The sequence below is a fragment of the Paenarthrobacter sp. NPDC018779 genome (assembly GCF_044391085.1).
Classification (GTDB): domain Bacteria; phylum Actinomycetota; class Actinomycetes; order Actinomycetales; family Micrococcaceae; genus Arthrobacter.
Window position 1 is genome coordinate 90,205 of sequence record NZ_JBIRZS010000005.1, and the last position, 23,048, is coordinate 113,252.

The window sequence follows — 23,048 nt, forward strand, 5'->3', positions numbered from 1 at the left end:
CGTTATACCAATGCTCCTCCGCCTTCGTCCACATCGCCACCGCTGACGGTGCCCCGCCATGCGCCGGTTTCGTGTCCTTGGGCTTCAATGAATTTCTTGAACTTGTCCAGGTCCGCACCAACCCGAAGGCTGTCCGCTCCCACGGCAGAGCCGGCCTTCTCGGCCAGGCCGTCCGGTTCCCACTCGATCTCCACATTCACGCGGGTCCTGGCGGCGTCCAGTGGCTCGAATGTCACGGATCCGGCGTTGCGGGGGCCATCGACGCTGGCCCAGCTCACCAAGGAATCCGGGACCTGCTCAATGATCTGCGCGTTGTAGTCACGCTTGACGCCGCCAATGTTGGTGGAGAAATGGAGCGCCGTCTCATCGATCTGCTGGACGGCCTCCACCCCGTTCATGAACTCCGGAAAGCTCTCAAACTGGGTCCACTGGTTGTAAGCAACAGAAACGGGGACGTCTACTTCTACTGATTTGTTTACGGTAGCCATGAATTGTTCCTCCTTCGGTGCTGTGGTGCATGTCCGCGGGCACGCTTGTTGCCTTCGTCCGGACGGCTAGCCTGCGTTGAAGTCCTCTTCATCGTCATCGTTCGGGGATTGGTCCTGCGGAAGGTTGTTCCCGCTGCCATCGGGCAGGTCGCCGTCCGGCTCCAGGTTCTGCTCTTCACGGGCCTGCTCGTCTGTTCCTCCGAAACGGCCTGCCCCCGGTTCCCCCGAACTGTCCGAGTCTTCCGGATCCAGGTGGCTTAGGTTGGGTGCTCCCGTGGCATACGTTTCGCCGTCGGGGCTGTCCTGGCTCAGGCCAGCCTCGCTGAGGTCTTCTTCCACGCGGGGCTGCGCCTGGCTGCCTCCGGCTTCCTGCTCTGCTGTCGGCGTGCCGTAGCCTCCAACTTCCTCATCGGGTGTCGGATTCTGCGTGTCCATGAGACCTGTCCTTTCCATGTGGTTGAACACTTGATGGAACACTTCGAATTTATAAGGGTACTTAGCGTCATGTCCACCGTTTACAGAAAATACTCAGCAAACTTATGATTTTGGGCTTTGAGGCACTATCGTGTGAGCCCGGATTCGTAGGGCGTGAAGTCCGGCCTCAACGTGATCGCGTCCGTTCCCATCTGGGCGATGTCCTCCCAAAGCACCAGGAACGAGCCCCCGTGGCGCCACCGCAGCAACTGTGCCAGGGGCCACGGTTGGGACAGGTTCTGCCGTTCAAACCCCAGGAATGACGACGCCGTCCTGGGACTGACGATGATCCCCACCAACCGCGCCTTGCTCAAGAGCTTCGAGGGGGCGGAATCCAAGGCGAACCGCAGGTCCGAGACCTCACCCAGCCTCGTCCCGGTGCTGTCCACAACATCCGTGCCAAGCACGTCAGTCAGGATCATGGCGACCTCCCGGAATCCGCCCGATCACATGGTTCCGCAGCCATCGTTCCACCCACGAGGCATCCAGGGAGTCAGACCGCACGCCGACGGTCAGCACAGTGTCCACGGCGGAGACAACCTCCCAAGGGATCCTGATCAACCTGCTCGACGGCGGCCTGCCGCCAAAGATGCGCGTCCCCAGGACGGGTCCGGTCAACAACGCGGTGATGTGCGGAGGATCGGAGCCCTCCGGAACAGGCTCATCCGGAACCGGACCACTGAGTTCGATGTCGTCAACCGTGGTGACCGGGACGCCGTCGACGTCCAAAACCTGCCGGTCCAGCAGATGCAGCTGCGCATCGAGCACCAACCCGGCAGTCCGCGGCGCCGGCCTGAGTTCGCTTGCGTCTATCCCCCTGCGCTTGGCCATCAGGCACCCGCTCCCGTAACGATCATCAAGGGGATGGCCGCGATCGAGGCGGCAAGGATGATGACCAGGTAAATCATCCCTGCCACATTGACCGCGCGTTTGTTGACGTACTTGCCCATGTATTGCGGATCGTTGGCCACAATGAGGATGGGCAGGTAGGTCAAGGGCAAAGCGATCGCGGAAAAGACCACGGAATACTCGGTCACCAGGATCGGATCCACGCCCGTGGCCAGCACCGCCACACCCACCAGCAGCACCACGATCATGGACAGGTGGAAGCGGGCTGCCTGCGCCGGCCTGCGGAACTTCCCCCAGGACCATCCGAAATACTGTGCCAGCGTATAGCCACTGGACAACGTGGTCTCCAGGGCCGCCCCGAACGTCGCAGCAACCACGCCAAGGATCAGCACAGCAAGGGCCAACTGGCCGCCGGCCTGCGCCACGGGCAGCACCACCTGGGACAGGGTGGTGACGCTGATGCTGGCAGGCAAAAGAACGACGGCGGCGCACGCGGCAATGGCGAGCGAAAGGAACCCGCCGAGCGGGAAGCCAAGAAGGACGTTGAGCCGGGCCTGTGCGAGGTCCTTCACCTTCCAGCGTTCCTCCACTGCGCCCGAGGAGAAGAAGAACACCTCGTAGGGCGTCATCGCAGCGCCGAAGAGTGCGATTGCGTAATACCAATACGTCCCGCCGCTCTCCTCATGGGAGATCGACGGAGCGAATGCCTGGGTGGCCAATTGGCCCCAGTCCGGTTTCAGGAGGAACAACGCCACGGCGAATACCACCAGCGTGAGGCCCATGAGCCCGGTGACGTTTTCCATGATTTTGAACTTCACCCGCCAGATCACCAACCACACGGCAAGAAGGGCAACGGGAACCCACAGCAGGTAGGCCACCCCGCTGGCCAGCTGGAGGGCAAGGGCAACGCCGCCGATTTCGGCAGTCACCGTCATCAGGTTGATCAGGAAGGATGCGCCCAGGTTGGCCAGCCCGGCGCGGGCGCCCATGCGCTCACGGATCACCTCGAATGTTGCCCGGCCCGAGACTGCAGCCACCCTGCCGGACATGTTCGCGAAAAGGCAGATGCCCACCACACCCACCAGGACTACCCAGGCCAGGGACATACCGAAGCGGGAACCCACCACCGCGTTGGTCACCAGATCCCCGATGTCAACGAAGCCCCCGATTGCCGTCAGGATGCCGAGCGCTACACCGAGGAGCCGTTTCACTGGATGCCGGCCTTGGTCATGAGTTCGTCGAGTTGTTCGGAGGCGCTGTGCAGTTCGTCCAGGACGGGAACCAGCTTGGACTCTCCCGAGCCGGACTGGCCGCCTTCAGGCCCGCCCTGCGGCGCGGTCAACGCGTCGCGGGCGTGGAGCATGGCCCGGGAAGCCGAGGAGAATGTGGCCAGGACATCCTCACGCAGCTTCTGCTCTTCGGATGTTGAGCCTGACAGGGCCTCTACCTCATCGGTGGCAGACTCGAGCTGCTTCACCATGTCGTCAGCAGCGGTGGAGCCGGCTGCCGCCGTCGTATGTTCCTTGATCCGCAAGTCCACGGCCAAGGCGGTGGTCCGCACGGCGGACACCGCGTCTTTCAGGGGACCTTCCAGTGCCTGGCTGCTGGGAGACTGCGCGCAGGACGAGAGCGCTCCGGCCAACGTTGCCAGGGCAAGGAGAATCATGGCGAAATGCCACCGAAACCGGCTCACGATGGTTGCGGAACCTCGCATCCACCCTGCGGATTCAGCCCGGTGTAATTCAGGGGCCCGGCAACAATATTCAGGGCGATGGTGGCAAATTGTGAGCACTGGGCCGGAGGTGCACTGTAGTAGCCACGCTGCCCCGCGGCCACCGCGCCAATAACGAGCCACACAACAACGATCAGCCCGATGAATGAACCGATGCGCATTTTGTCCTCAATCGATTCAGGGACTTTCCGCACAGGGCGGAATCGGGAACGGCCGCGGGCAATATGTCCTTTGCCCGCGGCCGCCAGTCCCGATCAGTCCGTCGGATTGGTTTCAGTCGTCAAACCGCGGTCATCCGCAGCTTGGTCATCTTTTTCTTCAGCCGGCCCGGGCGGGTCCGCCGACTTGTTCTCTCCAACATCGGCGGCGTCATCCGGCTCTCCGCCGGATGGGACGCCCACCGGCACCGGCACCTGAGCTGTTGATTCAGGTGAGCCAAGATCCCTGGGGATCGGCTGGCCGGGCGTCGTGACGCCGTCGTGGACCTGACTAAAGCCCCCAGATTCCACGGGATCCGAAGTCATACGCGCGACCGCCCCCGTCCGAGAACCCATCCCAGCAAAGCCAGGACAAGCAGGATAATTCCTACCCACAGCAAGAAACTAAGGGCTTGGTTGAATCCACCAACCAGCAGCAGGACGATCGCAATCACGCCTGCAATAACCAATAGTGTGTTCATAAAGCTACGCATCCCTTCAAACAAATATGTCCAGTGAGGAAGGCGTCCGCTGGAACTCCTTTCGAAGCTCCACCCCATGGCAACGGGCACCGTACGGAGAATGTCCTCTCCTTATTACGTACTTACCCATATCGGCTGCGGTTCAAACAAAGCACCCTTTATGGGAAGCACGTGCACAGCAACATGATAAGCATGCTTTGTGTATTGGCGAAGAGGCTCGCGGGGATATTTAAGCATCACTTCACGCCGTGGCGCCATGGTGATCTGGCCCTCAATCCGGCACGGGTCTGGCCTCTTCGCCGTTGGACAAGAGACGAAGGGAAGCCCCATGCTCATCGTTCTCACAGGAATAGACGGTTCAGGGAAAACGACGGCGGCACGCGCCCTCATGGCCGCAACCCGGCATACAGGTCGCGCGGCACTGCTGCTCAGCAACCACGCTGCGCGACGCCGCCTCTCCAACATCAGCCGAGGCATCGGCTGGCGCCTTCCGCCGCGCCTAACAGACGCCGTGGAGACTTCCATCCGGGTGTCCAACGTTCTTGTCTCGCATGCGCGGGCCTGGTTATTCGCCTGCCGCCACCCCCGCGGGCTGGTGGTGATGGACAGGCATCTCCACTGCCAACTCGCCCTGCGCCGAGTACACGGCCTGCGGGAGGGCCGAGTGGTTCCCTGGCTGCTGGCCCGGCTTCCGGCACCGGATGCCGTGGTGTTCATCGATGCCGCTCCCGAGCTGGCCCACCACCGGGTGACCATCCGTGGCACCGACCAGGAAACCCTGGACCATTTAACGGCCCTTCGGACTGCCTACAGCTCGATCCCGGGTTTTGCGGAATTCGTGGTGGTGGACGCCAATGGCACCCCAGCGGAAGTCTTGGCGGAACTCGAACGGGTGATCGCCCCGGCCGGATCGGCTGGTGCATAAGCTGTTGCATGAGAGGGGGCCGGCAGTCCGCCGCTTTCCTCAGCCAACGCGTACAGGTAGCGGCTCAGCAGCACCTCATCCGTGTATTCCGGACGCCACACTGGCAGGATCATCAGCTCCCCGCCGCGGTCAAGGATGATGGGGAACGTCTGCGCCTCACGTGACGTCCCAATTGCGCCCACTTGCCGCCGGTAGCGGTGCTCCAAGGCCGACGACCCAATGGGAACCACCCACGATCCGTGGGCGGCCACCTGTACTTCGTGGAACAACGCAAGCCGACCCGAACCATCCAGGGCCACCTCCGCAAAGGCGGTTCCGGCGTCGTGCTCTTTGGGACTGAGCTGCCCCAGAACAAAGACGCGCGGCCAACCCGCCGACTGCCCGGTATCCACCACGGGAACCGGCGTACGGCCGGACTCACGCAGCATCGCCACCACTCCACCCACTACTTCGGCGAGCTTGGGTACCACGATCGAATCGGCGGCGGGCCTGGGCGGCGGCGCACTGGAAGGCAACGGGTTTCTGTGAATCCTGGCGTCGAAGAAGTCTCCGAACCTACCCATGGCGGCCTCCTGGGAAGGCCCCACTGCTGAAGCCCATACACCAGATTGCAGCCGAAGCCGCCGGCTGTCCAGAGCGAATTTTCGACGGCGGCGTGGTAGCCGGAAACCTGCGGGATCGCTGGTTACCTCCAGCGATCCCGCAGCTTTGCGGCGAAGTCGCGGGCCCAACCCGTCGGCTAGAGAGTGCTTAACAGTTGCTGCATCTCCTTGATCTCGGATTCTTGGGCGCTGATGATGTCCTTGCTGAGTTGGACGGCGGCGGCGTTCTTGCCGTTGGTCAGTTCAGTCTTGGCCATGGTGATGGCGCCCTCGTGGTGGGTGATCATCTGGGTCAGGAACAGCTTCGCCGCTTCCGTTCCTTGGGCTGCCTCGAGCTTGGTCATGTCATCGGCACTCATCATGCCGTCCATGCTGTGGCCGGACGGCATCTGCATTGACTGGTTCCAGTCCTTGAGCCAGCCGTTCATTGTGTCGATCTCAGGAGCTTGGGCGGCCTTGATCCTGGTGGCCAGGCCGGTGACGCTCGTGGGGATGTCCTGCTTCTTGAGGATCACGTCGCTCATCTCGATCGCCTGGGTGTGGTGCGGGATCATCATCTGGGCGAACATCACGTCTGCGGTGTTATGGTCCGATGCCGCAGATTGGCTGCTGCCCATGTTTCCGTGGTCCATGCCGGGCATTGACGATGCCGTAGAGCCAGGGGTTCCCGAACAGCCGGCCAGGGCAATGGCGGCTGCGATGACGGTGGCTGCTACGGGCAAGAGCTTCTTGGTGTGCATGACAATAGGGTCCTTCGTGGTGGGTGCAGGGACAGTTCCTGCAGGGGTGGTCAACATCAGCGATGCGCTCTTCGGCGGGCTTCCGCGGCCGAATGGCGCTGTGAAGATACGGTCCTCATGTGGTCCGGGTATGGACCGCTTGGGATCCGGGCGGTCCGCTCGGGACCGGCGCCATGGATGGCCTACGTTCTGCTGATGGACAGGTCCCCGGGTGAAGGTCCGTCGGGGCGGTACTGCCACACTGCGCCCGTGGTGAAGGCCAAGGGCTGGAGCGTAGCCGGAAGGACTGTGCGGTTGTCCGGCGCCGGAGCTGCGAGGGCACCGCTAGCCACCGTCGGAGTACAGGAGACGTTATTGACGTGCTGATCCGTACAGTCTGTGGCGCAGGAACAGTGGCCGGAGGACGAGACTTCCGCCGCGGCCTGCGCGGTGTGGGTGGCAGCCGCCGTGGCGTGCAATGAGTGCGTTCCCGTCATCACGTGCATGCCAAGGATCCCGGCAATCAACGCAAACACTGCCGCGAATAGGCCCGCTGTCCGCAGGAAGGAGCGAGTGTTGGCACCAAGTGTTTCCACGGCTGTCCTCCTTCCCCGTGGCTCCAGCCTACCGGGCAGTGTGCGGCCGCGAGGACCGTGGAGACGCGCGTTTCACAGCTTCACGGCTATTGCCATTTGCTTCAGCTAGTGTGGGCTCAATCGTCGATACTGAGAATATTGGGGGCACCTTGGAATTTGCGGAACGGCTTGCGGCATTGGCAGCAAAAGTGCGGCAACAGCGCGGAGTGATCGAAACGGAAGAAGCAACGAAGAACGCGTTCGTCATGCCGTTTATCTCATCCATCTTGGGATACGACGTTTTCAATCCACTTGAAGTCGTACCGGAGTTCACAGCAGATGTCGGCATCAAGAAGGGGGAGAAGATCGACTACGCCATCGTTAAGGATGGCGAAGTCCAGATTCTCATCGAATGCAAGAAGTCGATCGAGCTTCTAAGGATCGAGCATGCCTCTCAACTCTTCAGGTACTTTGCGGTCACAAACGCGAGGATTGCGATCCTCACCAATGGCGAGGAGTACCAGTTCTTCACAGATCTGGATGCGCCCAACCGGATGGATGCCAAACCGTTTCTGGTCCTCAACCTCAACGACATCGACGAAACCCTGATTCCTGAACTTCAGAAGCTGTCCAAAGACGTCTTCGATCTGGATTCGATCATCGGCGCAGCCAGCGAGCTGAAGTATATCGGCGAACTGAAAAGGACACTCGCAGCCCAGTTCCGGGAACCGGAAGACGAGTGGGTCAAATTCCTTACTGCGAGGGTTTACTCGGGTCCATACACCCAGCGAGTTCGCGAACAGTTCACAGCCTTGGTCGCCAAAGCATCGAAACAGTATCTGAATGATCAAGTCAACGAGAGGCTAAAGAAGGCCCTCGGAGCTCAAGCATTCACCCCCAGCGAGGAAGTCGCTGCTGCCGCTGTGTCCAGCCAGCCGGTTTCCGAGGCGGACTTGGTTGAAGCAGACGGCATCGAGACCACTCTCGAGGAAATTGAGGGGTACCAGATCGTTCGTGCCATCGTCTGCAGTGACGTAAAACCGTCACGCGTTGTTCAACGGGACGCCAAGTCCTATTTTGCAATTCTCCTGGACGACAACAATCGCAAACCGATTGCGCGCCTGCACTTCAACCGAACTCAAAAATACATCGGGATATTCGATGTAAACAAAGATGAGACCCGGGTTCCTATCACTTCCCTGGAGGAAATCTACGAACATACAGATGCACTGCGGGCCAGCGTCAAGAGTTATCTCTGAAGCCATCCTGCATGGTTAGGAACGGCCGATCCTTCGGAAGCCCGGCACGCCCTGTGGGTTCTCTGCCAGAATCCTGAGGTTCATGCCCGCGCGATCCCTGTCATCGTCTTCCAAAAGCATCCAGGAAGGATGAGTGCGGTCCTTCAAGCGTTCGTAGAGTCCGATAATCCGGGAACGGTCGCTGCCTTTCATGAGATTGCACAAGGCCACTGGCTCCCTGATACAGGCGGCCAGAATCACAGCGTCGTCGAGGTGACGGCGGGTGTCACGGCTGTCCTGGCGAAAGGCAGCGCCCTTGAGTACCAGTGCGCCCAGAACATTTGGAACACTGATCAGAGTCTCGCCTTCATCATCGTGAAGCCTGCAGTAGAAGGTTCGCTGCAGCGCCTGAGTGCCTGCCGGAAGGGCGAACATGTCATTACCACCGAGTCGCTGTGGAACGCTGGGAGCCAGGCGGTCGGCGACCATGACATCGATCTGTTCAGATCCACGGATGAAGCGGTGCGCTGGTGCAGAAGAGTCAATCGATGGCTGAAGCATGTAACCCAAGGTTCCGAGTCTTCCGGCCACGAACGACACCGTCGTAGCCGGAATCTCCAGATGCAAAACGATGTCTACGTCCACCGTGGGCCGTGCAGTGACCAAGCCGTCTAGGACCGAGTGAAGCTGCACCATCAGGCCACCGACCAGAGTCCAATGGCTGGCTCCAATATTCCGAGCGAGTTCGAGGCACTGCGGCCATGGGCGTCCCCACCCGCCGAGAGGCGTGCCTACTTCTCGAATCTCGCGGCCGTCCTCATGCTGCCGCTCAACCATGAGCAGCCAGCTCGTCGACGAGTCGTTGCAACACAGCACGTCCAGCGGCTTGTTCCCGCGCCGATACGGCTTCCGCAAGATCAAGGGCGATTGTCGCCTGAGGAACACCGTGGCGGAAAGCGCCTTCGAATTCGACCTCCCTCAGAGTGACATTCCCTCCGGCCGACTCTTCCAGGTGAAATGCGTTCGCCATTTCGTCCGCCACGCCCAAAGGAACGTACCCATCAACGAAGCCGGCACCCGGGGCGAGGCCGAATAGTTCCGACATTCCGTCATCCCGCAAGGCACTTCCGCCAGTTGGCGCCACGTGCACGCGAATTTGCTCCACGACCTCCCCCGTGGCGCGGAAGATCCTGACGGATGCCCGCCTCCGAGCGGCAGACATGATGTCGTCCACAGAGCGGTCTTTCAGAGAGACTTTCAAGCGATATCGCTCCGACGACTCCAGCCAGGGAGCGTCGCCACCGCTGAGCAAGGACAACGCGGCCCAGACCACCCGGGTGCTCCAAGCCCGGCCCGTCCTTCGTGGCCTGTGAAGAGCCCTGTTCAGGGAGTCGCTGGTGATGAGTAGCAGCGGGCCCGCTTTGTAGCTATCGAGCTGTCCGTGGTGGACCATATTCCGGACCTGACGCTGGCTCACTCCGAGGCGTCCTGCGACCTCTGCAGTCGTGAGATGCGTGAGAGTCATAGACATAAAACTACCCCTAAGGGAAGTGTTTTGTATATACAGAATACTTCCCCGACCGGCATAGTTTCATTCGCTCCGCCAAAAGCCGGGGCTGCGATGGCGAACCGTGCTAGCATTCCCGGAGATCGTGACAAATCCCCAGGAGGTGAGACCCATGTACGCAGTATCCGCAATGGGCGCTCCCCAGGAGTCCACGGTTTCGCGGCTGAAGTAGCCGCCATCGGAGCGCCAAACACGCACATCGCGAAAGGCGACTCCAATGAACACAACACATCCTCAAGGAAACACCCGCGCCCTGGTCCTCGGTGGCGGCGGCTCAACAGGCAACGCATGGCTGATCGGCGTCGTTGCAGGACTGGCCGAAGCTGGACTGGACGTCACCAAGGCCGATCTGGTCATCGGCACCTCGGCGGGTTCCACGGCAGCAGCCCAGATCACCGGCGGGAATCCCGCCGAACTCTTCGCCGCCGTCGTCAATGCCGACTACCGTCCCCACACCAACCACACCGACCCCAACAAGGGGCGCGTCCGCAGCGCGTCCAACCACATGGAACGCACGGCCCGCATCATGGCCGAATCCGAAGACATGGCGGACATGCGCCGTCGGCTGGGTGCTTCGGCCCTTGAACTGCAGGCGGCACTGGACGCTTCCACGCAGGACAGGTGGCGCTCTACCGTAGCCAGCCGGCTGCCCAGCCCCGAGTGGCCGGATACGCCGATCCTCATCACCGCCGTCGACGCCCGGACCGGCGAACCGGTGGCGTTCCATCGGGACAGCGGGGTGGAGTTGGTGGACGCCGTGGCCGCGAGTTGTGCCAGCGGCTTCGCGTACAGCATCGGCTCGGGCGACTATATCGACGGCGGCTACCGCGCCAACGCCGAGAACGCGGACCTCGCGTCCGGGTACGGCGCGGTCCTGGTGCTGTCACCGTTTGGCGGGAGGACGCGGACACCGGCCGAATGGGGAATGGATCTCGCCACGCAGGTGGACGTCTTGCGGGCAGCTGGCAGCAAGGTGGAGACGGTCTTCCCGGCACCTGACGCTGAGCACATGTTCGGTGCCAACGCCATGGATCTGTCCCTTCGCCCGGCCGCGGCGCGGGCAGGTTACGAGCAAGGGCGGCAGCTCGCACCACTGCTCGGGGACTTCTAGGACTGATCCGGGAAGCAGCCTAAATACGCCGAAGCACGGCAAAACTCAACCGTTGTTCCCCTCCTGACCCCGGAGTAGGGTGGCCGGACCGCCAACCCTCAACACCGTCTGGGAAAGATCTGGGAGACACCATGACACAGGTGAGACGTCGAATTGCTGCGGTCACAGCAGCCTTCGCCCTGAGCGTCACGATCGGAGCCGTTGCCAGTCCGGCGTTCGCTGATCCGCGCCAAACGGAGAAGAATGCCACAGCAACAGGCTACGGAGGCGCTGTTTCCACGGTTGACCCGGAGGCTTCTGCGGCGGCTATCGAAGTACTGAGGAAGGGCGGCAACGCGGCCGATGCAGCGGTCGCGGCTGCCGCCACCCTCGGTGTCACCGAGCCCTACAGTGCCGGTATCGGTGGTGGCGGGTACTTCGTCTACTACGACGCCAAGACGGGCAAGGTGGGGACCATCGACGGTCGCGAGACCGCTCCGGCAGGCATTACCAAGGATGCCTTCATTGACCCTGCGACGAAGGAGCCGTACAACTTCACTCCGGAACTCGTGACCAGCGGCGTCTCCGTGGGTGTCCCAGGTACGCCCGCCACGTGGGAACGGGCGTTGCAACGGTGGGGAACCATGGATCTGGGCGAGGCCCTGAAACCTGCCATCAAGGTGGCCAACCGTGGCTTCGTAGTGGACAAGACGTTCCGCCAGCAAACGCTGGACAACCAGCTCCGCTTCAACACGTTCACCTCTACCCAGAAGCTTTTCCTGCCTAATGGCGACGCTCCCGCCGTCGGAAGTGTCTTCAAGAACCCCGAACTCGCGGCCACTTACAGGCTGCTCGCCAAGGAAGGTACCTCCGCGTTCTATGGCGGCCAACTGGCGAAGGAGATCGCAGCCACGGTGCAGGCGCCGCCGAAATCCGGTGCCACCGACCTGCCAGTCCCCGTGGGTTCCATGACCACCCAGGACCTGGCGAACTACGAGGCACTCGACCAGGAACCCACCCGCATGAATTACCGCGGCTATGACGTCTACGGCATGGCTCCTTCCAGCAGCGGCGGAACCACGGTGGGCGAGGCGCTCAACATCCTGGAGCCGTCCGACCTCGCGGGCATGGGAACAACGGACGCGCTGCATCACTACTTCGAGGCGAGCGCGCTGGCTTTCGCTGACCGCGGCGCGTATGTCGGCGACCCTGCCTTCGTCAAGGTCCCCACCAAGGCGCTCCTCGATCCCGTGTTCGGCAAGGAACGTGCGTGCAACATCAATCCGACGGCGGCCGCCACCAAGCCTGTCGCCCCCGGCGACGTCACAACGTACGACGGCGTGTGCCCGACTTCTGCGGCACCCCTCGCCGACGAGACAGACACAGAAAACATCTCCACCACCAACATGACGGTCGCGGACAAGTGGGGCAACGTTGTTGAGTACACGTTGACGATTGAGCAGACCGGTGGCTCGGGAATTGTTGTTCCCGGCCGCGGATTCCTGCTGAACAACGAGCTCACCGACTTCACCACGGTGTACAGCGACACGGATCCGAACAGGATTGAACCAGGCAAGCGTCCGCGCTCGTCGATGTCCCCCACCATCATCCTCGACGACGGCAAGCCCTTCCTTGCGCTCGGCTCACCCGGTGGTTCCACCATCATCACCACGGTTCTGCAGACCATCCTGAACCGCGTGGACTTGGGCATGAACATCTCGGAGGCGCTTGCGGCACCGCGCGCGGCCCAGCGGAACACGGCGAATGTCACCGCGGAGCCGGACTTCATCACCGCTTACGGCCCACAACTCACGGCGCTGGGACACAAGCTCGTTCCGGCCGGCGATGCGTTCACCTCGGCTGCCGAGATAGGTGCAGCTACCGCGATCGAGTTCGGCGAGGACGGCAAACTGACGGCGGCCGCCGAACCGGTTCGACGCGGTGGCGGCTCGGCCATGGTGGTGTCCACGGACCAACGCGACCACGGCAAGGGACCCAAACCCAAGTAGGTGACGCAGGTGCGGACCGCGATCAGTCTTCTTCTTCGCGGTCCGCCCTGACCTCCACCATGGAGCGCCAGAACGACACTCCCGCGCCAACTGCGCAGATGGTGCCGGTGACGATCGGCCATGCGGTTTCGCTTCCGTTCGAGAGAAAGACGTAAAGCGAGTAGAAGGCCAGGATCAGGGCCAGCAACAGCCACACGAGCGATTTTTGGTTCACGATGAATTCCTTTGCGTTGATCCGTTTCTGGTCATGTGCCGGGACCACCTAGTCCCCCGGCCAGAGTGGTGATGTGGAAATCGCCTTCCACAACCACGCCCCCAAGCTGAGCTGAACGTGGCTGGTGATCTCCGCACGTCCGGACGACGGCAGGTATCCGGACGCCCGGACATCAGCGTCGTAGGAAAGGGCGGGGACGGCCAGGCCACCAAAGGTCACGGGCACCAGGGCCTCAAGCGGCGCTTTGGATAACGACGGCGGCAGCGAACCGATGGTGGCCATGCCCAGTTCCCGGTGGATCACCAAGCCCTGCGACTGCAGGGAGACACGGTCGCCCTCCGCGAGCTTGGCAAGCGTTGAACCGACAGGGATGACGATGTTCAGGCGCCCGTTCACCAGGGTGTAGCCCGCAACCTGGCTGGACGTCACCGGGACCGCGGCCAGAATCACGGCAAGCACCCCCATTCCTGCTGCACCCACGAGTACCCGCCGCCAGAGTGGACTCCCGTTGCGTGCTGCCGCAAGGAAGAAGCGCACGATGCTCGCGGATACCAAGGCCAGGAGCAAGAGCAGAACTGCCGCCACCACCAGATGTCCAGCGAAGCCGAACTGCAGGAACACCGGAACCAGTCGCTGGAAACCGATGGCCATGAATGCCAGGCCGGCCACGAAACTCGCCAGGCCAAACCACGGAAGCAGACCCCGCTTGGGCAGGGAGTGCCGTGCCCCGAACACGTGGACCCTGACCAGGTCCCCCATCGCGTCCATCGACTTCCGCCGGAGATAAGGAACATCCAGGGCGGACATCAGTGCCACGTAGCCGTCCAGCTTGATGAAGGGGAACAGGTTCAGCACAGCCACGCAGTAACAGAGCACCCCATAGAGAAGGACACCGTCCTTGGCAGTGGACGCGGTCATGAATCCCTGCAACGAGAGGGCAGCACTGCCCAGCCCGAGGTGGACCATTGGACCAGCCAGCGCCACGAGCACCCTTTGCTTACGCGAAGGAAGGCGCCAACCATCGGTCACGTCACAGAAGAACGCGGGCGAGAGATAAAACAACATGATGCCGATGCGCCTCGGCTGACCGCCAAAATAGGCCAGGGCCAGACCGTGGCCCAGTTCGTGCAGCAGCGTTGAGGCGAACATCGCTGCGGCCACCCCCAGGTAGGCCTCCAGGGGAAGTGGCGTCGACAGGACCCGCAGGATTTCATGCCCCGCAGTGCTCAGGCCAACCATCCCGCCGAGCACCAGCAACGCGGCCAGGACCAGCACTTCACGTCGGACCAAGGCCGCTACCACGGGACGAAGTGAGTACAGGAACACGGTTGGGTTAAATAGCGTGAACTGGACCGTTAGAGGAGCCCGGAACTGGACCCAGCGGACCTTCGCGCGGTGAGTGCCGCCGTCGAAAATCCGCGTGCCCGCCAGTTGCTCCACCACGCCAGTGACATCCCGGGCCGTCCATGGCTCACCCAGTTGTTCCGCTACATGTTCGGGTCCTTTCACACCGTCCACAGTTCGCAGGACTGCGGCCACATCACCCGAGACCCTGGCTCTGGGTACGCCGTTCAGCGCAACGATCCATGGAGCATCATCCTGCACTGGAGGGTCGATCGATGCCGCCGGCGCCAGCTGTACGGGCCAGACTGGCGGATCGGTGGATAGTTTCTTGGCCGGGCTCATATCAGCGGATGCGGGGTCAGTGTCAGTCGCTCGGAAACGGGGCCGAACAGGGACAGGTTCTTGGTCTCGTCCATGGTCAATTGCACGGCACCCGGGCAGACGACTTTTCCGGTGACCCAGCCGAGTTCCGCGATTGGCGTAGGAAGCCTGTGGGTGAGGTCTACCCAGTGCGAGTCGATACCTCTACTGGCCAGATGCCTCACCAGGACATCGACACCCGGTACAGGTTTCACGGCTGGGACCGGTTCCGTGGGGAAGGACTGGAGCCATGCCTGCAGGGTGGATACGGCTTGGGGAGTGCTCCAGAAGTCGGCACGGGAAGAGTCGTCGGTCACCGAATCCCCCGCACCAAAGGGCGATGGCTTCCGGGACAGGAACAGCTCGCGGATCTGCAGCCCTTCCTGCAGCGCACCGAGCATGGCGGACAGTGGATCGGCGGACGCCTTCAGGCCCACGGCACCGAACGACGCCGACGACGTGGCGCCGATAATGACGCAAACCGCCGTGTGGACCGGGCTGTCGTTGCCCACGAAGGCCAGAGTGAGGTGGACGCCTGCAGTTTTGGCCGCTTCAAGAAGGACAGCCAGGCTCCGATCACGGGCTGATTGGGGCAATTCCGCGAGGTCCACCTTGTGCAGGGGTGCCTGCGAGCGCCATGCGGACAGGAAGGCGTCGCGTTCCAGCACCTCCACGAGGGCCGAGGCCTGTGCGAAGGCTTCCGACGGTCCCGAGGCCGCACCGTTCGGGGAGGGGTCGAAATAGCGTGCCCACTTGGATGGGGAGGGGCAGCCTGGCCTGTAGTCCACCACGGGTGCAGGCACCTGCGACTCCGCCCCGGTCAGCAACTCGGTGGCCCGATACCAAGGGAAATCGCAGGCCAGCGCGGAGGCCCTACCGAGGCCGGTGGTGACAAAGTCGATTGGCTCCGCACCCGGACTCGCCATCAGGTGGTCGGCGTCCGCCAGAACCGGTGCCAGTGCGAACCGTTCCACGGCTTCGCCGGCGCCCCGGATCAACGATCCGCGTCGCCGCACGTCAAAAGCGCCGACGGCGGAGGCGAACCCTGACGTGGCCGACCCACCATTGGCGAGTAGTGCGACGGTCCGCCAGAGCCCGGACTCGTTCGGCGGGTAGACGGTGGCCTCGGAGACTAAGCCGTAGGTGGGATCCAGGGTCAGGACAGGATCGAGGGTCAGTTCCGTTGCGATACTCATTTCCCACACACCCATAGTTCGATGTCATTCAAGCCAGGACTCGGAGTGGCAATCCGGACGGGCCGGCGTTCCAGGATGGTCAGTCCCTCTCCGGTGAGTTCCTCTTGGATGAGGTCATTGCTGACGAACGCAATCTCGCTGGCATACGCCGACGAGTGGTACGTCCCGCCCTCGTTGAAACTGACGTGGATCATGGTCACGTGCCGCGCACCGTTGACGGGATCCCGGCTTTCCGCCGTGATGAGGAAGGAGTCTTCCCCCAACGCCGAAACTGTGGTGCCGCCGTCGTACGTTGTTCCGCCTTGGTGGCTGTCAGCGTTCAGGACGGTGAGCAGGAACCGTCCGTCCGGGGCCAAGGCCTCCCGGACCCGGCGGAAGAGCCGGCGGCGATCGTCACGGTTCAGGAGCGTCACGGAACTGGCGCCGAGAACGACGCAACCGAAACCGCCGTCGAGCTCAACTCGGGACATGTCCGCTTGCAGGAGTTCCACGTCCGCGCCCCTCGGGTTGAACGGAGCCGTACCAACCTTCGCGGCGAGCAGCTCCAGCATTTCCACGGAAGAATCGACGGCGGTTACGGGACGCCCCAGCGCCAGCAGCGCACGCGTTATCCGTCCGGACCCGGCCGCCAGTTCCAGGATGGGACCCGTCGTCTTGCGGGCTGCTGCCTGGATTTCGGGTAGTTCGGTGAGGTCTTTGGCGGTGATCTGGTCATAGAGGCGGGACCCCGAAACGCTGTAGAGGTCTTCAGGCGGATCCAGGTGTCCGAGGACGCGCAGGATGGCATCGGCAGTCTGGTCAGGTGCTGGGTTCATCGGCATGTGTCCTTGGGTATTGCTTCGGGAGGAGCACACGCGGGCAGTTGAGGAAGGAAACCACCCGCGTGTGCTGGCTTGGGTAGCGGCTAGGTGGCCGCGATGCCGACGACGATGCCGGCAATGATGATCACGTCACCAACGCGGATGTACCAAGGGGTGTCATCCGGGGTGTCCAGGTTTTCAAGTTCTTCGATGCTGAGTTGGAGCTTCATTGCTGCCTCCTTTCGCGTGTTGTGATTGCTGGTTTCACCGGGTCTAGGTGATGCTCACGGCGATGAGGCCGATAGCCACTCCCTGTGTGACGCCGACAAACCAGTTGTTGAAGTCCGGAGTGTCCAAGGACTCGACTTCCTGGATGGCCAGATTGAGCTGTTTCTGCATGTGCTTTCACCTCCTCTCCTGCGGTTGCGCGGTTGCGGTCACGATCACGGTCACGTGATGGTGACGACGATGCCCACCAGCGCCAGGCCTACGGTGATTCCGTGGATCCGTTCGGTCCAGTCGTCCGGCAGGTCGATGCTTTCCAGTTCCTGGATGTTGAGGTCCAGGGCTTTGGGAGTGCTGATCATGTGCTCACCTCCTCCCTCTTGCTGAGCGCGGGTGATCCGTCGGGCAAGTTTTGGATGGTTGCTGTGCGGAGGACGTGCTGGACCTGGAAGACGTCGAGTCCACGCAACATGGGGAGGACGCCGCCCCAATGGCGGATGGCGGCGGCAGCGGTATCCCGGATGGTTTCCTTGCTGGCGGGCACCACCCGTGGGACGTCCCATTGCTTGATGACTTCCGCAATGCCCCGGGCGGGGTTCGGGTTCAGGTGCGTTGCGCCGTTGGTGACCTCAGCCCAGAGCCGGTTCAGCCGATGTTCGCTGCCCCAGGCCGCGTTGCCCTTTCCGATCTCGGCCCACACAGGCGGGATCAGCGCGGCGGTTGCCGTCATTTTCCGCGTACCCGTCAGGTATGCCAGTTCGTTGGCGACGTACCAATGCCTGGCGCCGTACGGATTACGGCCCATCAGCGACCAACCGGTGTGGGTTTCCATGCTGAGCCTTGCCGCGGCCAGCCGCAGATCAGGGGTGTCCTCCGTTTTCAGTTGCTCCCCCACGTGCAGGATCCGGCGCAGCAGGTGGTGACCGTCGTCGTCGAACATGCTGGCGGTGCTGCCGACCATCGTCCCGGCCACGCGCAGGAACGCTTCAAGAAGCCCCTCCAGAACCAGCGTCCGCGGCAAGGTGGCGAGGTGCCCGGCGTCGAGCACTGCGGCGTCACCGGCAAGGTGCGGCGAGGCCAGCAGGCGGCGTCCGACGGCGGTATCCAGGCACGCTACTGCGCTGACTTCCGCGCCGGTCCCCACGGTGGATGGGAGGAGGACCGTTTTCAGGCGCTTGTTGGAGAACGGGATGGGAGGCAGCACCAGCAATCCTGAACGCTTGGCGTGGCGCTCCACGAAGATCGCCAGGCTGGGGTCCGCGGAGAACATCGCGGCGAGTTTGACGGCGTCGAGAATCGAACCGCCGCCAAGCCCGACGATCGTGTCCAGCCGGTGGATCTGGATAAATTCGATGACATTTCTCAGTGTTTGGATGCTCACTGGCGTTGCCTTCAGGTCGAGGGCTGGAGCTCCGCGGAGATCGCCCTCCCTGAGCCGGTTCCGGTGCTCGGTGAGGGAGGCATCGGCCACGATTCCCACGCGGCCGCGGGTCAGTGAGCCCACGTACTTGGGCGTCATTCCGGCACCCAGGATGACGCACCGGGTCTTCCAGGTGCGGTCGGCGATCATGCGAAGATTCCGTCGGCGCGGGCTTCGGCTATACCGTGAACGATGGCCAGATGCAGTTCCCGGAAGTTCTCCTCCGTGTACGTGAGCGCGGGCAGGAGTTGGATCCTTCCCGGGCCGGGTTGGACGATTGCACCGGCTTGGTGGATGCGCCTCACCACGGCGAGGGTGCCGTTGGCCGAAAGGGGCGAACCGTTGTCCGTGTGGAGCTTCACGCCCCGCATGCAGCCGCGTCCTGTCGTTCCGCCGATACCTCTGATGTCCTTGAGTTCGGTAAGGAGCCGGTCCAGCCCCTCGGCAACCTCCTTGTTGAGCCTCTGAAAATCCAGGCGCTCCATCTCACTGATGGTGGCAAGGACCGCGGCGCAGGTGGACGGGGTTCCGGCTTGCGTTTCTCCGTGGACGAAGACGGATTCCGTGGCATCGAAGACGTCCGTGATGCGTTGGGAGATAAGGAGTGCCGCACAGGCTGCGGCGCCGTTGGTCAGGCCCTTGGAAGTGACGATGATGTCCGGCGATTCCGCCCATTCGTCGGACACAAACCAGGAACTCACGCGGCCGAATCCTGTTGCTACTTCGTCTGCCACCAGGAGGAATCCGTGGCTTACCCGGTGCTGCTGGAGGGCCTCGAGGAAGTCTGCCGGGACCACCTCCGCTCCGGAGCCAAGCACGGGCTCCACCACCACTGCCGCAATCCGATGGCCCTCGCGGCGCATCAGGTTGTCGAGCTCCTGGTTGGTGTCGAAGCTGATGTGCCGGATGTTGCGACCATCAACGCCATAGACCGCTTGCCCTAGGTCATCGCCGCTGAGGGCCTGGCTGCCGTACGTCAAGCCGTGGTAACTGCCCTTAAGCCCGACTACGAGTTTCCTTTCCGGCTGGCCATTCAGGACGCAGAACTGGCGGGCGAGCTTCATGACGGCGTCGTTGGCCGCACTCCCGGATGTGGAGAAAAGGACCTTGCTGAACGCGTTTTTGGACAGACCCAGCAGCGCGTCCGCTGCCTCGATGGCGCGTTCGTGTGCCGTCCGGAAGAGCGGCAGATAGGAGGCTCTCGTGAGTTCCTCGGCCACTGCCGCGGCGATGATGCGGTTGCCGAAGCCAAGGTTGGCGTTCCACAGACCACTCTTCGCGCACAGCCGACGCTGCCCGTCCGCGAAGGTGACATGAACGCCGTCGGCTGCTGTTGCCGTGAAGCTGTCCTGGTCAAAGTCGTGCTGGGTGACCAGCGGGACCCAGAGCGGAAGACTCACAGCAGTTCTCCAAGGAGGTCGATGCCCAGCTGGTCGAACTGGGCCACGACGGACCGTGCCGAGCCCTCAGCGGCTGCCGGCGCGACGCCCAGCGTGGTGGCGGTGACCGTGGCTGCTGCCTCTACGTCCCTGAGGTTGGAGATCGCTTCGATCAGGGTGGCCGCGTCTGCGCCGATTTTGAAGAGCCGGCCGGTCTTGGTGTCCAGGAGCCTATACTCACCGTGCCGTTCGAGGATGAAGGGCGCTCCGGGCAGCGGATGGTTGTGGCTTTCCGTGGCCCCGTAGAGGCTTAGGCCGAATCCGACCAGTCGGGTATCCGCCTGATGGTCCCGCAGGATGAACTTCCACGCGTCCAATGCAGCAAGGTAGCGCGGAATCCACGGGCGATCGCTGAGCTGTGCCCTCATCTCCGCGGCATCGCTGATGGAGGCCACCGCCGATTCGGGTTTAAGCGGGACGGCTTTGATGCGGAGATCATGCAAAGGATCGCCGGCCCAGCCGATCACTGTTCCATACGGTCCGTTGAGAATGGTGCCATCCGCTGTGATGTGGATTCGCGACAACCTCCGGTCGAGGCTGCCCTGCCGGGCCAGCAACCCGCGTTCGCTCAGCACGGCGTTGACCTCCGTGAGCTGGCCTATGAAGTGCCCGGATCTCCGCGCCTCGTCCGCATCGTCGAAGAACGCCTGCTGGTCTTCCCGTCCCGTGATCCGGACAATGGTCGCCCCCACCAGGTTGACGAACGGGAGGGCAACGTAATCCTGGATTTCAAGGTTCAGCGTGCCACCCACCAGCAGCTCGCCACCCGGCTCATCAAAACCGCCCTTGACCGTGGCGATGTCCGGATCGTCAGCGTCACCATCCACCACCAGGACTACAGAGCCCTCCACGGCCAGGTCCTTGGCGTAACCCGCATGCGCGGCGTTTTCCGCGAAGACCACATGGCCCGGTATGCGGTCCGGAATTCCCGTCACCCACTGATCCACCGCCGCCGCGATGGTTTGCTGCTGACTCAGCGTCAAAGTGCCAACCCCCAATAGTTGTCCTGTTGTCCTTGACCGGGCCCTTCGGACGGGCTCGTTCATGGCTAGGACACTATGGGCGCGGAAGGCCTCCACGATTGGGAAAATCGAAATTAGGTGGTGATTTTGGCGAAATTAGGTAGTGAAAACGGGAAACTAGGGGTTTTGACAGGGGCGTCTAGGTGGTGGGTTTTAGTGGCCGAACATCTCCAGGCAGCCTCCGTCCATGATGCCGCCACCGGCCTGGATGGTGACTTCACCTTCTCCCGGGACGACGCCGTACAGGCAGCCTCCGCTGGGCACCGCGACCCCGAAACGGACACCGTTGCCGCCGTCGTCGGTTTGAACTTCCTTGAGGTTGAGCGACGCGAAAGCCGCTTCGACGTTTGCCGGGGCTGCCGGCTTAACTAGAGCGTTCAAGGCTTCTTTGGCTGGGTCCAGGTGTGTGTCTAGCTGCGCCTGCATCTCCGGGCTGAGCTTCCGACGCTGCCTGTACATCTCGTTCTGGGCCATGGCGGCGTTGCCGTCGTAAGCGACGCAACTACTTGGCTGCGGTTCCGTCCCGGCACTCGGACAAGCTGCGGTTGGGGTGGGGCTCTGCTGCGGGAGTGCCGTGGTTGGTGGAACGCCGCAGCTCACCAGTGAGAGAAGTACGACGGCGGTAGTTGCGAAGGCTGATATCGAAGGTTGTGTTTTCCCCATCCAAGGGACGATACGGTAAGCATGCTGTTTTATCCATCGATTAGGCTAAATGACGTAGAAGCCATCTCGTGTCACTAGCATGTGCCTATGCAGACTTTCACGTGGGCAGATGCGGGCGCTGACAAAGCCGGGACCAAAGTCGCCGTCTTACTTCCCGGATCTGGGTATCCCGTCGAGGGTCCGGTCCTGTTCTGGGTTGGTGAGATGCTCGCTGCGCTTGGATGGCACGTGCAGGCCGTTAGGTGGACGCCGGAGGACAAGGCGCATCATGATCCGCATCTCCTGGTAGCGCAGGCCGCCGAACAGGCCTTCGCCGATTCACCCGTCGCAAGTCAGCGTCTCATTGTGGCCAAGTCGCTGAGCACGCTGGCGATTCCATGGGCCGAAGAAACCCGAACGCCCGGCGTCTGGCTCACACCATTGCTGACAGACGAGCGAGTTCGGAACACGATCCTTCGTTCCGCGAAAAACGACCTCTTCATTGGGGGTTCCGAGGATGAACTTTGGGACGGCGGCCATAGGGGCGAGTCGAATGGGACATTCCTCGAGGTGGCCGAAGCGGACCATTCTTTGCAGGTCGGAAGCGACTGGCGAGCCTCCCAGGAAGCGCAGGCCAGGGTCTTCGAAAAGATCGAGGAATTCATCTTGGGACTCGGCGACGCTTGAGCCAGCGCCACCTAGACGAATTCAAGCACCACCTAATTTTCGTGAAACAGCACCTAATTTTGCCCGTTTGGGGCCGTGGAGCCCGATTTTCGCCACCTAGAGCCCATTATTGGCGGCATGCTGGGACCGAAGATGCGTCTAGCGATTGGTCTCAACGATGAAAGTCTTGTATCTAAGCGCAGCAGGTTTGCAGGTCCTGGCGGCCGTTATAGCCTTTGCCCATAATTCGCTCGTGGGTGTTCTCAACGTCATCGCGGCAGCGTGCTCGGTAGCCATGTGGGTGCTTGCCAAGAAGCGTGAGGCCAAGTCCCCCAAGACCTCGCCTTCGCTTTAGAGGACGGAACAGAAGTGCCGCGCCTGAAATCCGAGCGGAGTTACTGGCTGGGTCTATCCGCTGCCTATGGCGTTGCACTGGCCCTGCTGACGATGACCGATTTGCCGTGGCCTGGGTCGCTGCCTATCTTTGCCGCCTTGGTTGTTTTCATCGTTGTTCAGGGACTGCTCTACGGACAGTTTGATAAGGCTGTTTTGTACGAGGTGGACCCTAGGAAGGGCACAGCGGGAGCCCTCCTGACGTTTTTCCCTCTCGGAACGTACCTGATTCGAGGATCAGAAATTGCTCTTTGGGCCGGGCCTCTTTACGGTTTGATCGCTTCCGCCGGATCGTACGCGATTCTCAAGAAGTACGGCTACTTCTACCGGCCAGCTGTGCCGGCGACGGAACTAGGGAGTACAAAGTGACTTGCCAGCCG

Annotated in this window: 29 protein-coding genes and 1 pseudogene; 7 read left to right on the forward strand and 23 right to left on the reverse strand. The window is 62.3% G+C overall.

Features of this window, described 5'->3' with window-relative positions; all coding sequences use genetic code 11:
* Positions 1 to 2 precede the first annotated feature (2 nt).
* From ACH488_RS08160 to ACH488_RS08190, 7 genes are all read right to left on the reverse strand, one after another.
* Positions 3 to 488: an SRPBCC family protein gene (locus ACH488_RS08160; RefSeq protein WP_397323424.1), complete on the reverse strand. Its 486-nt coding sequence runs from the start codon at positions 486 to 488 to the stop codon at positions 3 to 5.
* A gap of 66 nt (positions 489 to 554) precedes the next feature.
* Positions 555 to 923, reverse strand: a complete 369-nt coding sequence (locus ACH488_RS08165) for a hypothetical protein (RefSeq protein ID WP_397323426.1) — start codon at positions 921 to 923, stop codon at positions 555 to 557.
* 125 nt (positions 924 to 1,048) lie between these two features.
* Positions 1,049 to 1,384, reverse strand: coding sequence for a PRC-barrel domain-containing protein (locus ACH488_RS08170; protein ID WP_397323428.1), 336 nt, complete (start codon positions 1,382 to 1,384; stop codon positions 1,049 to 1,051).
* Complete coding sequence (locus tag ACH488_RS08175) at positions 1,371 to 1,793, reverse strand: hypothetical protein (RefSeq protein ID WP_397323429.1); 423 nt, start codon at positions 1,791 to 1,793, stop codon at positions 1,371 to 1,373. Before ACH488_RS08175 ends, ACH488_RS08170 begins: the two co-directional genes overlap by 14 nt.
* Positions 1,793 to 3,022, reverse strand: coding sequence for an Nramp family divalent metal transporter (locus tag ACH488_RS08180; RefSeq protein ID WP_397323430.1), 1,230 nt, complete (start codon positions 3,020 to 3,022; stop codon positions 1,793 to 1,795). Before ACH488_RS08180 ends, ACH488_RS08175 begins: the two co-directional genes overlap by 1 nt.
* A complete protein-coding gene (locus ACH488_RS08185) occupies positions 3,019 to 3,477 on the reverse strand; it encodes a hypothetical protein (protein ID WP_397323431.1) in 459 nt (152 codons plus the stop codon). The genes ACH488_RS08180 and ACH488_RS08185 overlap by 4 nt, the downstream gene beginning before the upstream one ends.
* A 23-nt stretch (positions 3,478 to 3,500) precedes the next feature.
* Positions 3,501 to 3,704, reverse strand: coding sequence for a hypothetical protein (locus tag ACH488_RS08190; RefSeq protein ID WP_397323432.1), 204 nt, complete (start codon positions 3,702 to 3,704; stop codon positions 3,501 to 3,503).
* A gap of 846 nt (positions 3,705 to 4,550) precedes the next feature.
* On the opposite strand from ACH488_RS08190, the gene ACH488_RS08195 reads away from it, so the two are divergent.
* Positions 4,551 to 5,147, forward strand: a complete 597-nt coding sequence (locus tag ACH488_RS08195; RefSeq protein ID WP_397323433.1) for a thymidylate kinase — start codon at positions 4,551 to 4,553, stop codon at positions 5,145 to 5,147.
* Here the strand turns inward: ACH488_RS08195 and ACH488_RS08200 are convergent.
* The 3 genes from ACH488_RS08200 to ACH488_RS08210 form a co-directional block, all read right to left on the reverse strand.
* Entirely contained in the window at positions 5,030 to 5,710 is a 681-nt protein-coding gene (locus tag ACH488_RS08200; RefSeq protein WP_397323435.1) for a hypothetical protein, read from the reverse strand. The two genes, ACH488_RS08195 and ACH488_RS08200, sit on opposite strands and share 118 nt — an antisense overlap.
* Positions 5,711 to 5,886: 176 nt before the next feature.
* Positions 5,887 to 6,489: a DUF305 domain-containing protein gene (locus ACH488_RS08205; RefSeq protein WP_397323436.1), complete on the reverse strand. Its 603-nt coding sequence runs from the start codon at positions 6,487 to 6,489 to the stop codon at positions 5,887 to 5,889.
* Between the two features lie 182 nt (positions 6,490 to 6,671).
* The gene (locus ACH488_RS08210; protein WP_397323438.1) at positions 6,672 to 7,064 is read right to left on the reverse strand and encodes a DUF6153 family protein; all 393 of its coding nucleotides are present in this window, start codon (positions 7,062 to 7,064) and stop codon (positions 6,672 to 6,674) included.
* Positions 7,065 to 7,213: 149 nt separating this feature from the next.
* On the opposite strand from ACH488_RS08210, the gene ACH488_RS08215 reads away from it, so the two are divergent.
* The gene (locus tag ACH488_RS08215; RefSeq protein WP_397323439.1) at positions 7,214 to 8,302 is read left to right on the forward strand and encodes a type I restriction endonuclease; all 1,089 of its coding nucleotides are present in this window, start codon (positions 7,214 to 7,216) and stop codon (positions 8,300 to 8,302) included.
* Positions 8,303 to 8,317: 15 nt separating this feature from the next.
* Here ACH488_RS08215 and ACH488_RS08220 read toward each other — a convergent pair whose 3' ends face one another.
* On the reverse strand, positions 8,318 to 9,118 hold the full coding sequence (locus ACH488_RS08220; protein ID WP_397323440.1) for a hypothetical protein: 801 nt from the start codon (positions 9,116 to 9,118) through the stop codon (positions 8,318 to 8,320).
* Here ACH488_RS08220 and ACH488_RS08225 point away from each other — a divergent pair.
* Complete coding sequence (locus ACH488_RS08225) at positions 9,117 to 9,377, forward strand: hypothetical protein (protein ID WP_397323610.1); 261 nt, start codon at positions 9,117 to 9,119, stop codon at positions 9,375 to 9,377. The genes ACH488_RS08220 and ACH488_RS08225 overlap by 2 nt on opposite strands.
* A gap of 285 nt (positions 9,378 to 9,662) precedes the next feature.
* On the opposite strand, the pseudogene ACH488_RS08230 reads toward ACH488_RS08225, so the two are convergent.
* Positions 9,663 to 9,812 (reverse strand): annotated as a pseudogene (locus ACH488_RS08230) (helix-turn-helix domain-containing protein); the annotation flags it as partial.
* 253 nt (positions 9,813 to 10,065) lie between these two features.
* Between ACH488_RS08230 and ACH488_RS08235 the strand changes: the two are divergent.
* A complete protein-coding gene (locus ACH488_RS08235) occupies positions 10,066 to 10,959 on the forward strand; it encodes a patatin-like phospholipase family protein (protein ID WP_397323441.1) in 894 nt (297 codons plus the stop codon).
* Between the two features lie 131 nt (positions 10,960 to 11,090).
* Complete coding sequence (ggt, locus tag ACH488_RS08240; RefSeq protein ID WP_397323442.1) at positions 11,091 to 12,947, forward strand: gamma-glutamyltransferase; 1,857 nt, start codon at positions 11,091 to 11,093, stop codon at positions 12,945 to 12,947.
* Between the two features lie 22 nt (positions 12,948 to 12,969).
* On the opposite strand, the gene ACH488_RS08245 is transcribed toward ggt, so the two are convergent.
* From ACH488_RS08245 to ACH488_RS08295, 11 genes are all read right to left on the reverse strand, one after another.
* Complete coding sequence (locus ACH488_RS08245; RefSeq protein WP_397323444.1) at positions 12,970 to 13,161, reverse strand: hypothetical protein; 192 nt, start codon at positions 13,159 to 13,161, stop codon at positions 12,970 to 12,972.
* A 48-nt stretch (positions 13,162 to 13,209) separates the two neighbouring features.
* The gene (mpaP, locus tag ACH488_RS08250) at positions 13,210 to 14,847 is read right to left on the reverse strand and encodes a daptide biosynthesis intramembrane metalloprotease (RefSeq protein WP_397323445.1); all 1,638 of its coding nucleotides are present in this window, start codon (positions 14,845 to 14,847) and stop codon (positions 13,210 to 13,212) included.
* The gene (locus ACH488_RS08255; RefSeq protein WP_397323446.1) at positions 14,844 to 16,061 is read right to left on the reverse strand and encodes a YcaO-like family protein; all 1,218 of its coding nucleotides are present in this window, start codon (positions 16,059 to 16,061) and stop codon (positions 14,844 to 14,846) included. Before ACH488_RS08255 ends, mpaP begins: the two co-directional genes overlap by 4 nt.
* Positions 16,058 to 16,876, reverse strand: coding sequence for a daptide-type RiPP biosynthesis methyltransferase (mpaM, locus tag ACH488_RS08260; protein ID WP_397323447.1), 819 nt, complete (start codon positions 16,874 to 16,876; stop codon positions 16,058 to 16,060). The genes ACH488_RS08255 and mpaM overlap by 4 nt, the downstream gene beginning before the upstream one ends.
* Before the next feature lie 89 nt (positions 16,877 to 16,965).
* Entirely contained in the window at positions 16,966 to 17,091 is a 126-nt protein-coding gene (locus ACH488_RS08265) for a daptide-type RiPP (RefSeq protein WP_397323448.1), read from the reverse strand.
* Positions 17,092 to 17,134: 43 nt separating this feature from the next.
* Entirely contained in the window at positions 17,135 to 17,260 is a 126-nt protein-coding gene (locus ACH488_RS08270) for a daptide-type RiPP (RefSeq protein WP_397323449.1), read from the reverse strand.
* 50 nt (positions 17,261 to 17,310) lie between these two features.
* The gene (locus ACH488_RS08275; RefSeq protein ID WP_397323450.1) at positions 17,311 to 17,448 is read right to left on the reverse strand and encodes a hypothetical protein; all 138 of its coding nucleotides are present in this window, start codon (positions 17,446 to 17,448) and stop codon (positions 17,311 to 17,313) included.
* Entirely contained in the window at positions 17,445 to 18,656 is a 1,212-nt protein-coding gene (gene mpaC / locus ACH488_RS08280; RefSeq protein ID WP_397323452.1) for a daptide-type RiPP biosynthesis dehydogenase, read from the reverse strand. The genes ACH488_RS08275 and mpaC overlap by 4 nt, the downstream gene beginning before the upstream one ends.
* Positions 18,653 to 19,906, reverse strand: a complete 1,254-nt coding sequence (gene mpaD, locus ACH488_RS08285) for a daptide-type RiPP biosynthesis aminotransferase (RefSeq protein ID WP_397323453.1) — start codon at positions 19,904 to 19,906, stop codon at positions 18,653 to 18,655. Before mpaD ends, mpaC begins: the two co-directional genes overlap by 4 nt.
* Positions 19,903 to 20,991, reverse strand: a complete 1,089-nt coding sequence (gene mpaB / locus ACH488_RS08290; RefSeq protein WP_397323455.1) for a daptide biosynthesis RiPP recognition protein — start codon at positions 20,989 to 20,991, stop codon at positions 19,903 to 19,905. The genes mpaD and mpaB overlap by 4 nt, the downstream gene beginning before the upstream one ends.
* 129 nt (positions 20,992 to 21,120) lie before the next feature.
* Complete coding sequence (locus tag ACH488_RS08295; protein ID WP_397323457.1) at positions 21,121 to 21,630, reverse strand: hypothetical protein; 510 nt, start codon at positions 21,628 to 21,630, stop codon at positions 21,121 to 21,123.
* A gap of 87 nt (positions 21,631 to 21,717) precedes the next feature.
* Between ACH488_RS08295 and ACH488_RS08300 the strand changes: the two genes are divergently transcribed.
* Positions 21,718 to 22,296, forward strand: coding sequence for a hypothetical protein (locus tag ACH488_RS08300; RefSeq protein WP_397323459.1), 579 nt, complete (start codon positions 21,718 to 21,720; stop codon positions 22,294 to 22,296).
* A 348-nt stretch (positions 22,297 to 22,644) separates the two neighbouring features.
* On the forward strand, positions 22,645 to 23,037 hold the full coding sequence (locus tag ACH488_RS08305; protein ID WP_397323460.1) for a hypothetical protein: 393 nt from the start codon (positions 22,645 to 22,647) through the stop codon (positions 23,035 to 23,037).
* Positions 23,038 to 23,048: the final 11 nt, after the last annotated feature.

Coding starts and splice junctions, on each gene's coding strand:
- ACH488_RS08160 (WP_397323424.1), bottom strand. CDS start 488: ATGGCTACCGTAAACAAATCAGTAGAAGTAGACGTCCCCGTTTCTGTT.
- ACH488_RS08165 (WP_397323426.1), bottom strand. CDS start 923: ATGGACACGCAGAATCCGACACCCGATGAGGAAGTTGGAGGCTACGGC.
- ACH488_RS08170 (WP_397323428.1), bottom strand. CDS start 1,384: ATGATCCTGACTGACGTGCTTGGCACGGATGTTGTGGACAGCACCGGG.
- ACH488_RS08175 (WP_397323429.1), bottom strand. CDS start 1,793: ATGGCCAAGCGCAGGGGGATAGACGCAAGCGAACTCAGGCCGGCGCCG.
- ACH488_RS08185 (WP_397323431.1), bottom strand. CDS start 3,477: ATGATTCTCCTTGCCCTGGCAACGTTGGCCGGAGCGCTCTCGTCCTGC.
- ACH488_RS08190 (WP_397323432.1), bottom strand. CDS start 3,704: ATGCGCATCGGTTCATTCATCGGGCTGATCGTTGTTGTGTGGCTCGTT.
- ACH488_RS08195 (WP_397323433.1), top strand. CDS start 4,551: ATGCTCATCGTTCTCACAGGAATAGACGGTTCAGGGAAAACGACGGCG.
- ACH488_RS08200 (WP_397323435.1), bottom strand. CDS start 5,710: ATGGGTAGGTTCGGAGACTTCTTCGACGCCAGGATTCACAGAAACCCG.
- ACH488_RS08205 (WP_397323436.1), bottom strand. CDS start 6,489: ATGCACACCAAGAAGCTCTTGCCCGTAGCAGCCACCGTCATCGCAGCC.
- ACH488_RS08225 (WP_397323610.1), top strand. CDS start 9,117: ATGAGCAGCCAGCTCGTCGACGAGTCGTTGCAACACAGCACGTCCAGC.
- ACH488_RS08220 (WP_397323440.1), bottom strand. CDS start 9,118: ATGGTTGAGCGGCAGCATGAGGACGGCCGCGAGATTCGAGAAGTAGGC.
- ACH488_RS08235 (WP_397323441.1), top strand. CDS start 10,066: ATGAACACAACACATCCTCAAGGAAACACCCGCGCCCTGGTCCTCGGT.
- ggt (WP_397323442.1), top strand. CDS start 11,091: ATGACACAGGTGAGACGTCGAATTGCTGCGGTCACAGCAGCCTTCGCC.
- mpaP (WP_397323445.1), bottom strand. CDS start 14,847: ATGAGCCCGGCCAAGAAACTATCCACCGATCCGCCAGTCTGGCCCGTA.
- ACH488_RS08255 (WP_397323446.1), bottom strand. CDS start 16,061: ATGAGTATCGCAACGGAACTGACCCTCGATCCTGTCCTGACCCTGGAT.
- mpaM (WP_397323447.1), bottom strand. CDS start 16,876: ATGAACCCAGCACCTGACCAGACTGCCGATGCCATCCTGCGCGTCCTC.
- ACH488_RS08265 (WP_397323448.1), bottom strand. CDS start 17,091: ATGAAGCTCCAACTCAGCATCGAAGAACTTGAAAACCTGGACACCCCG.
- ACH488_RS08270 (WP_397323449.1), bottom strand. CDS start 17,260: ATGCAGAAACAGCTCAATCTGGCCATCCAGGAAGTCGAGTCCTTGGAC.
- ACH488_RS08275 (WP_397323450.1), bottom strand. CDS start 17,448: ATGATCAGCACTCCCAAAGCCCTGGACCTCAACATCCAGGAACTGGAA.
- mpaC (WP_397323452.1), bottom strand. CDS start 18,656: ATGATCGCCGACCGCACCTGGAAGACCCGGTGCGTCATCCTGGGTGCC.
- mpaB (WP_397323455.1), bottom strand. CDS start 20,991: ATGAACGAGCCCGTCCGAAGGGCCCGGTCAAGGACAACAGGACAACTA.
- ACH488_RS08295 (WP_397323457.1), bottom strand. CDS start 21,630: ATGGGGAAAACACAACCTTCGATATCAGCCTTCGCAACTACCGCCGTC.
- ACH488_RS08300 (WP_397323459.1), top strand. CDS start 21,718: ATGCAGACTTTCACGTGGGCAGATGCGGGCGCTGACAAAGCCGGGACC.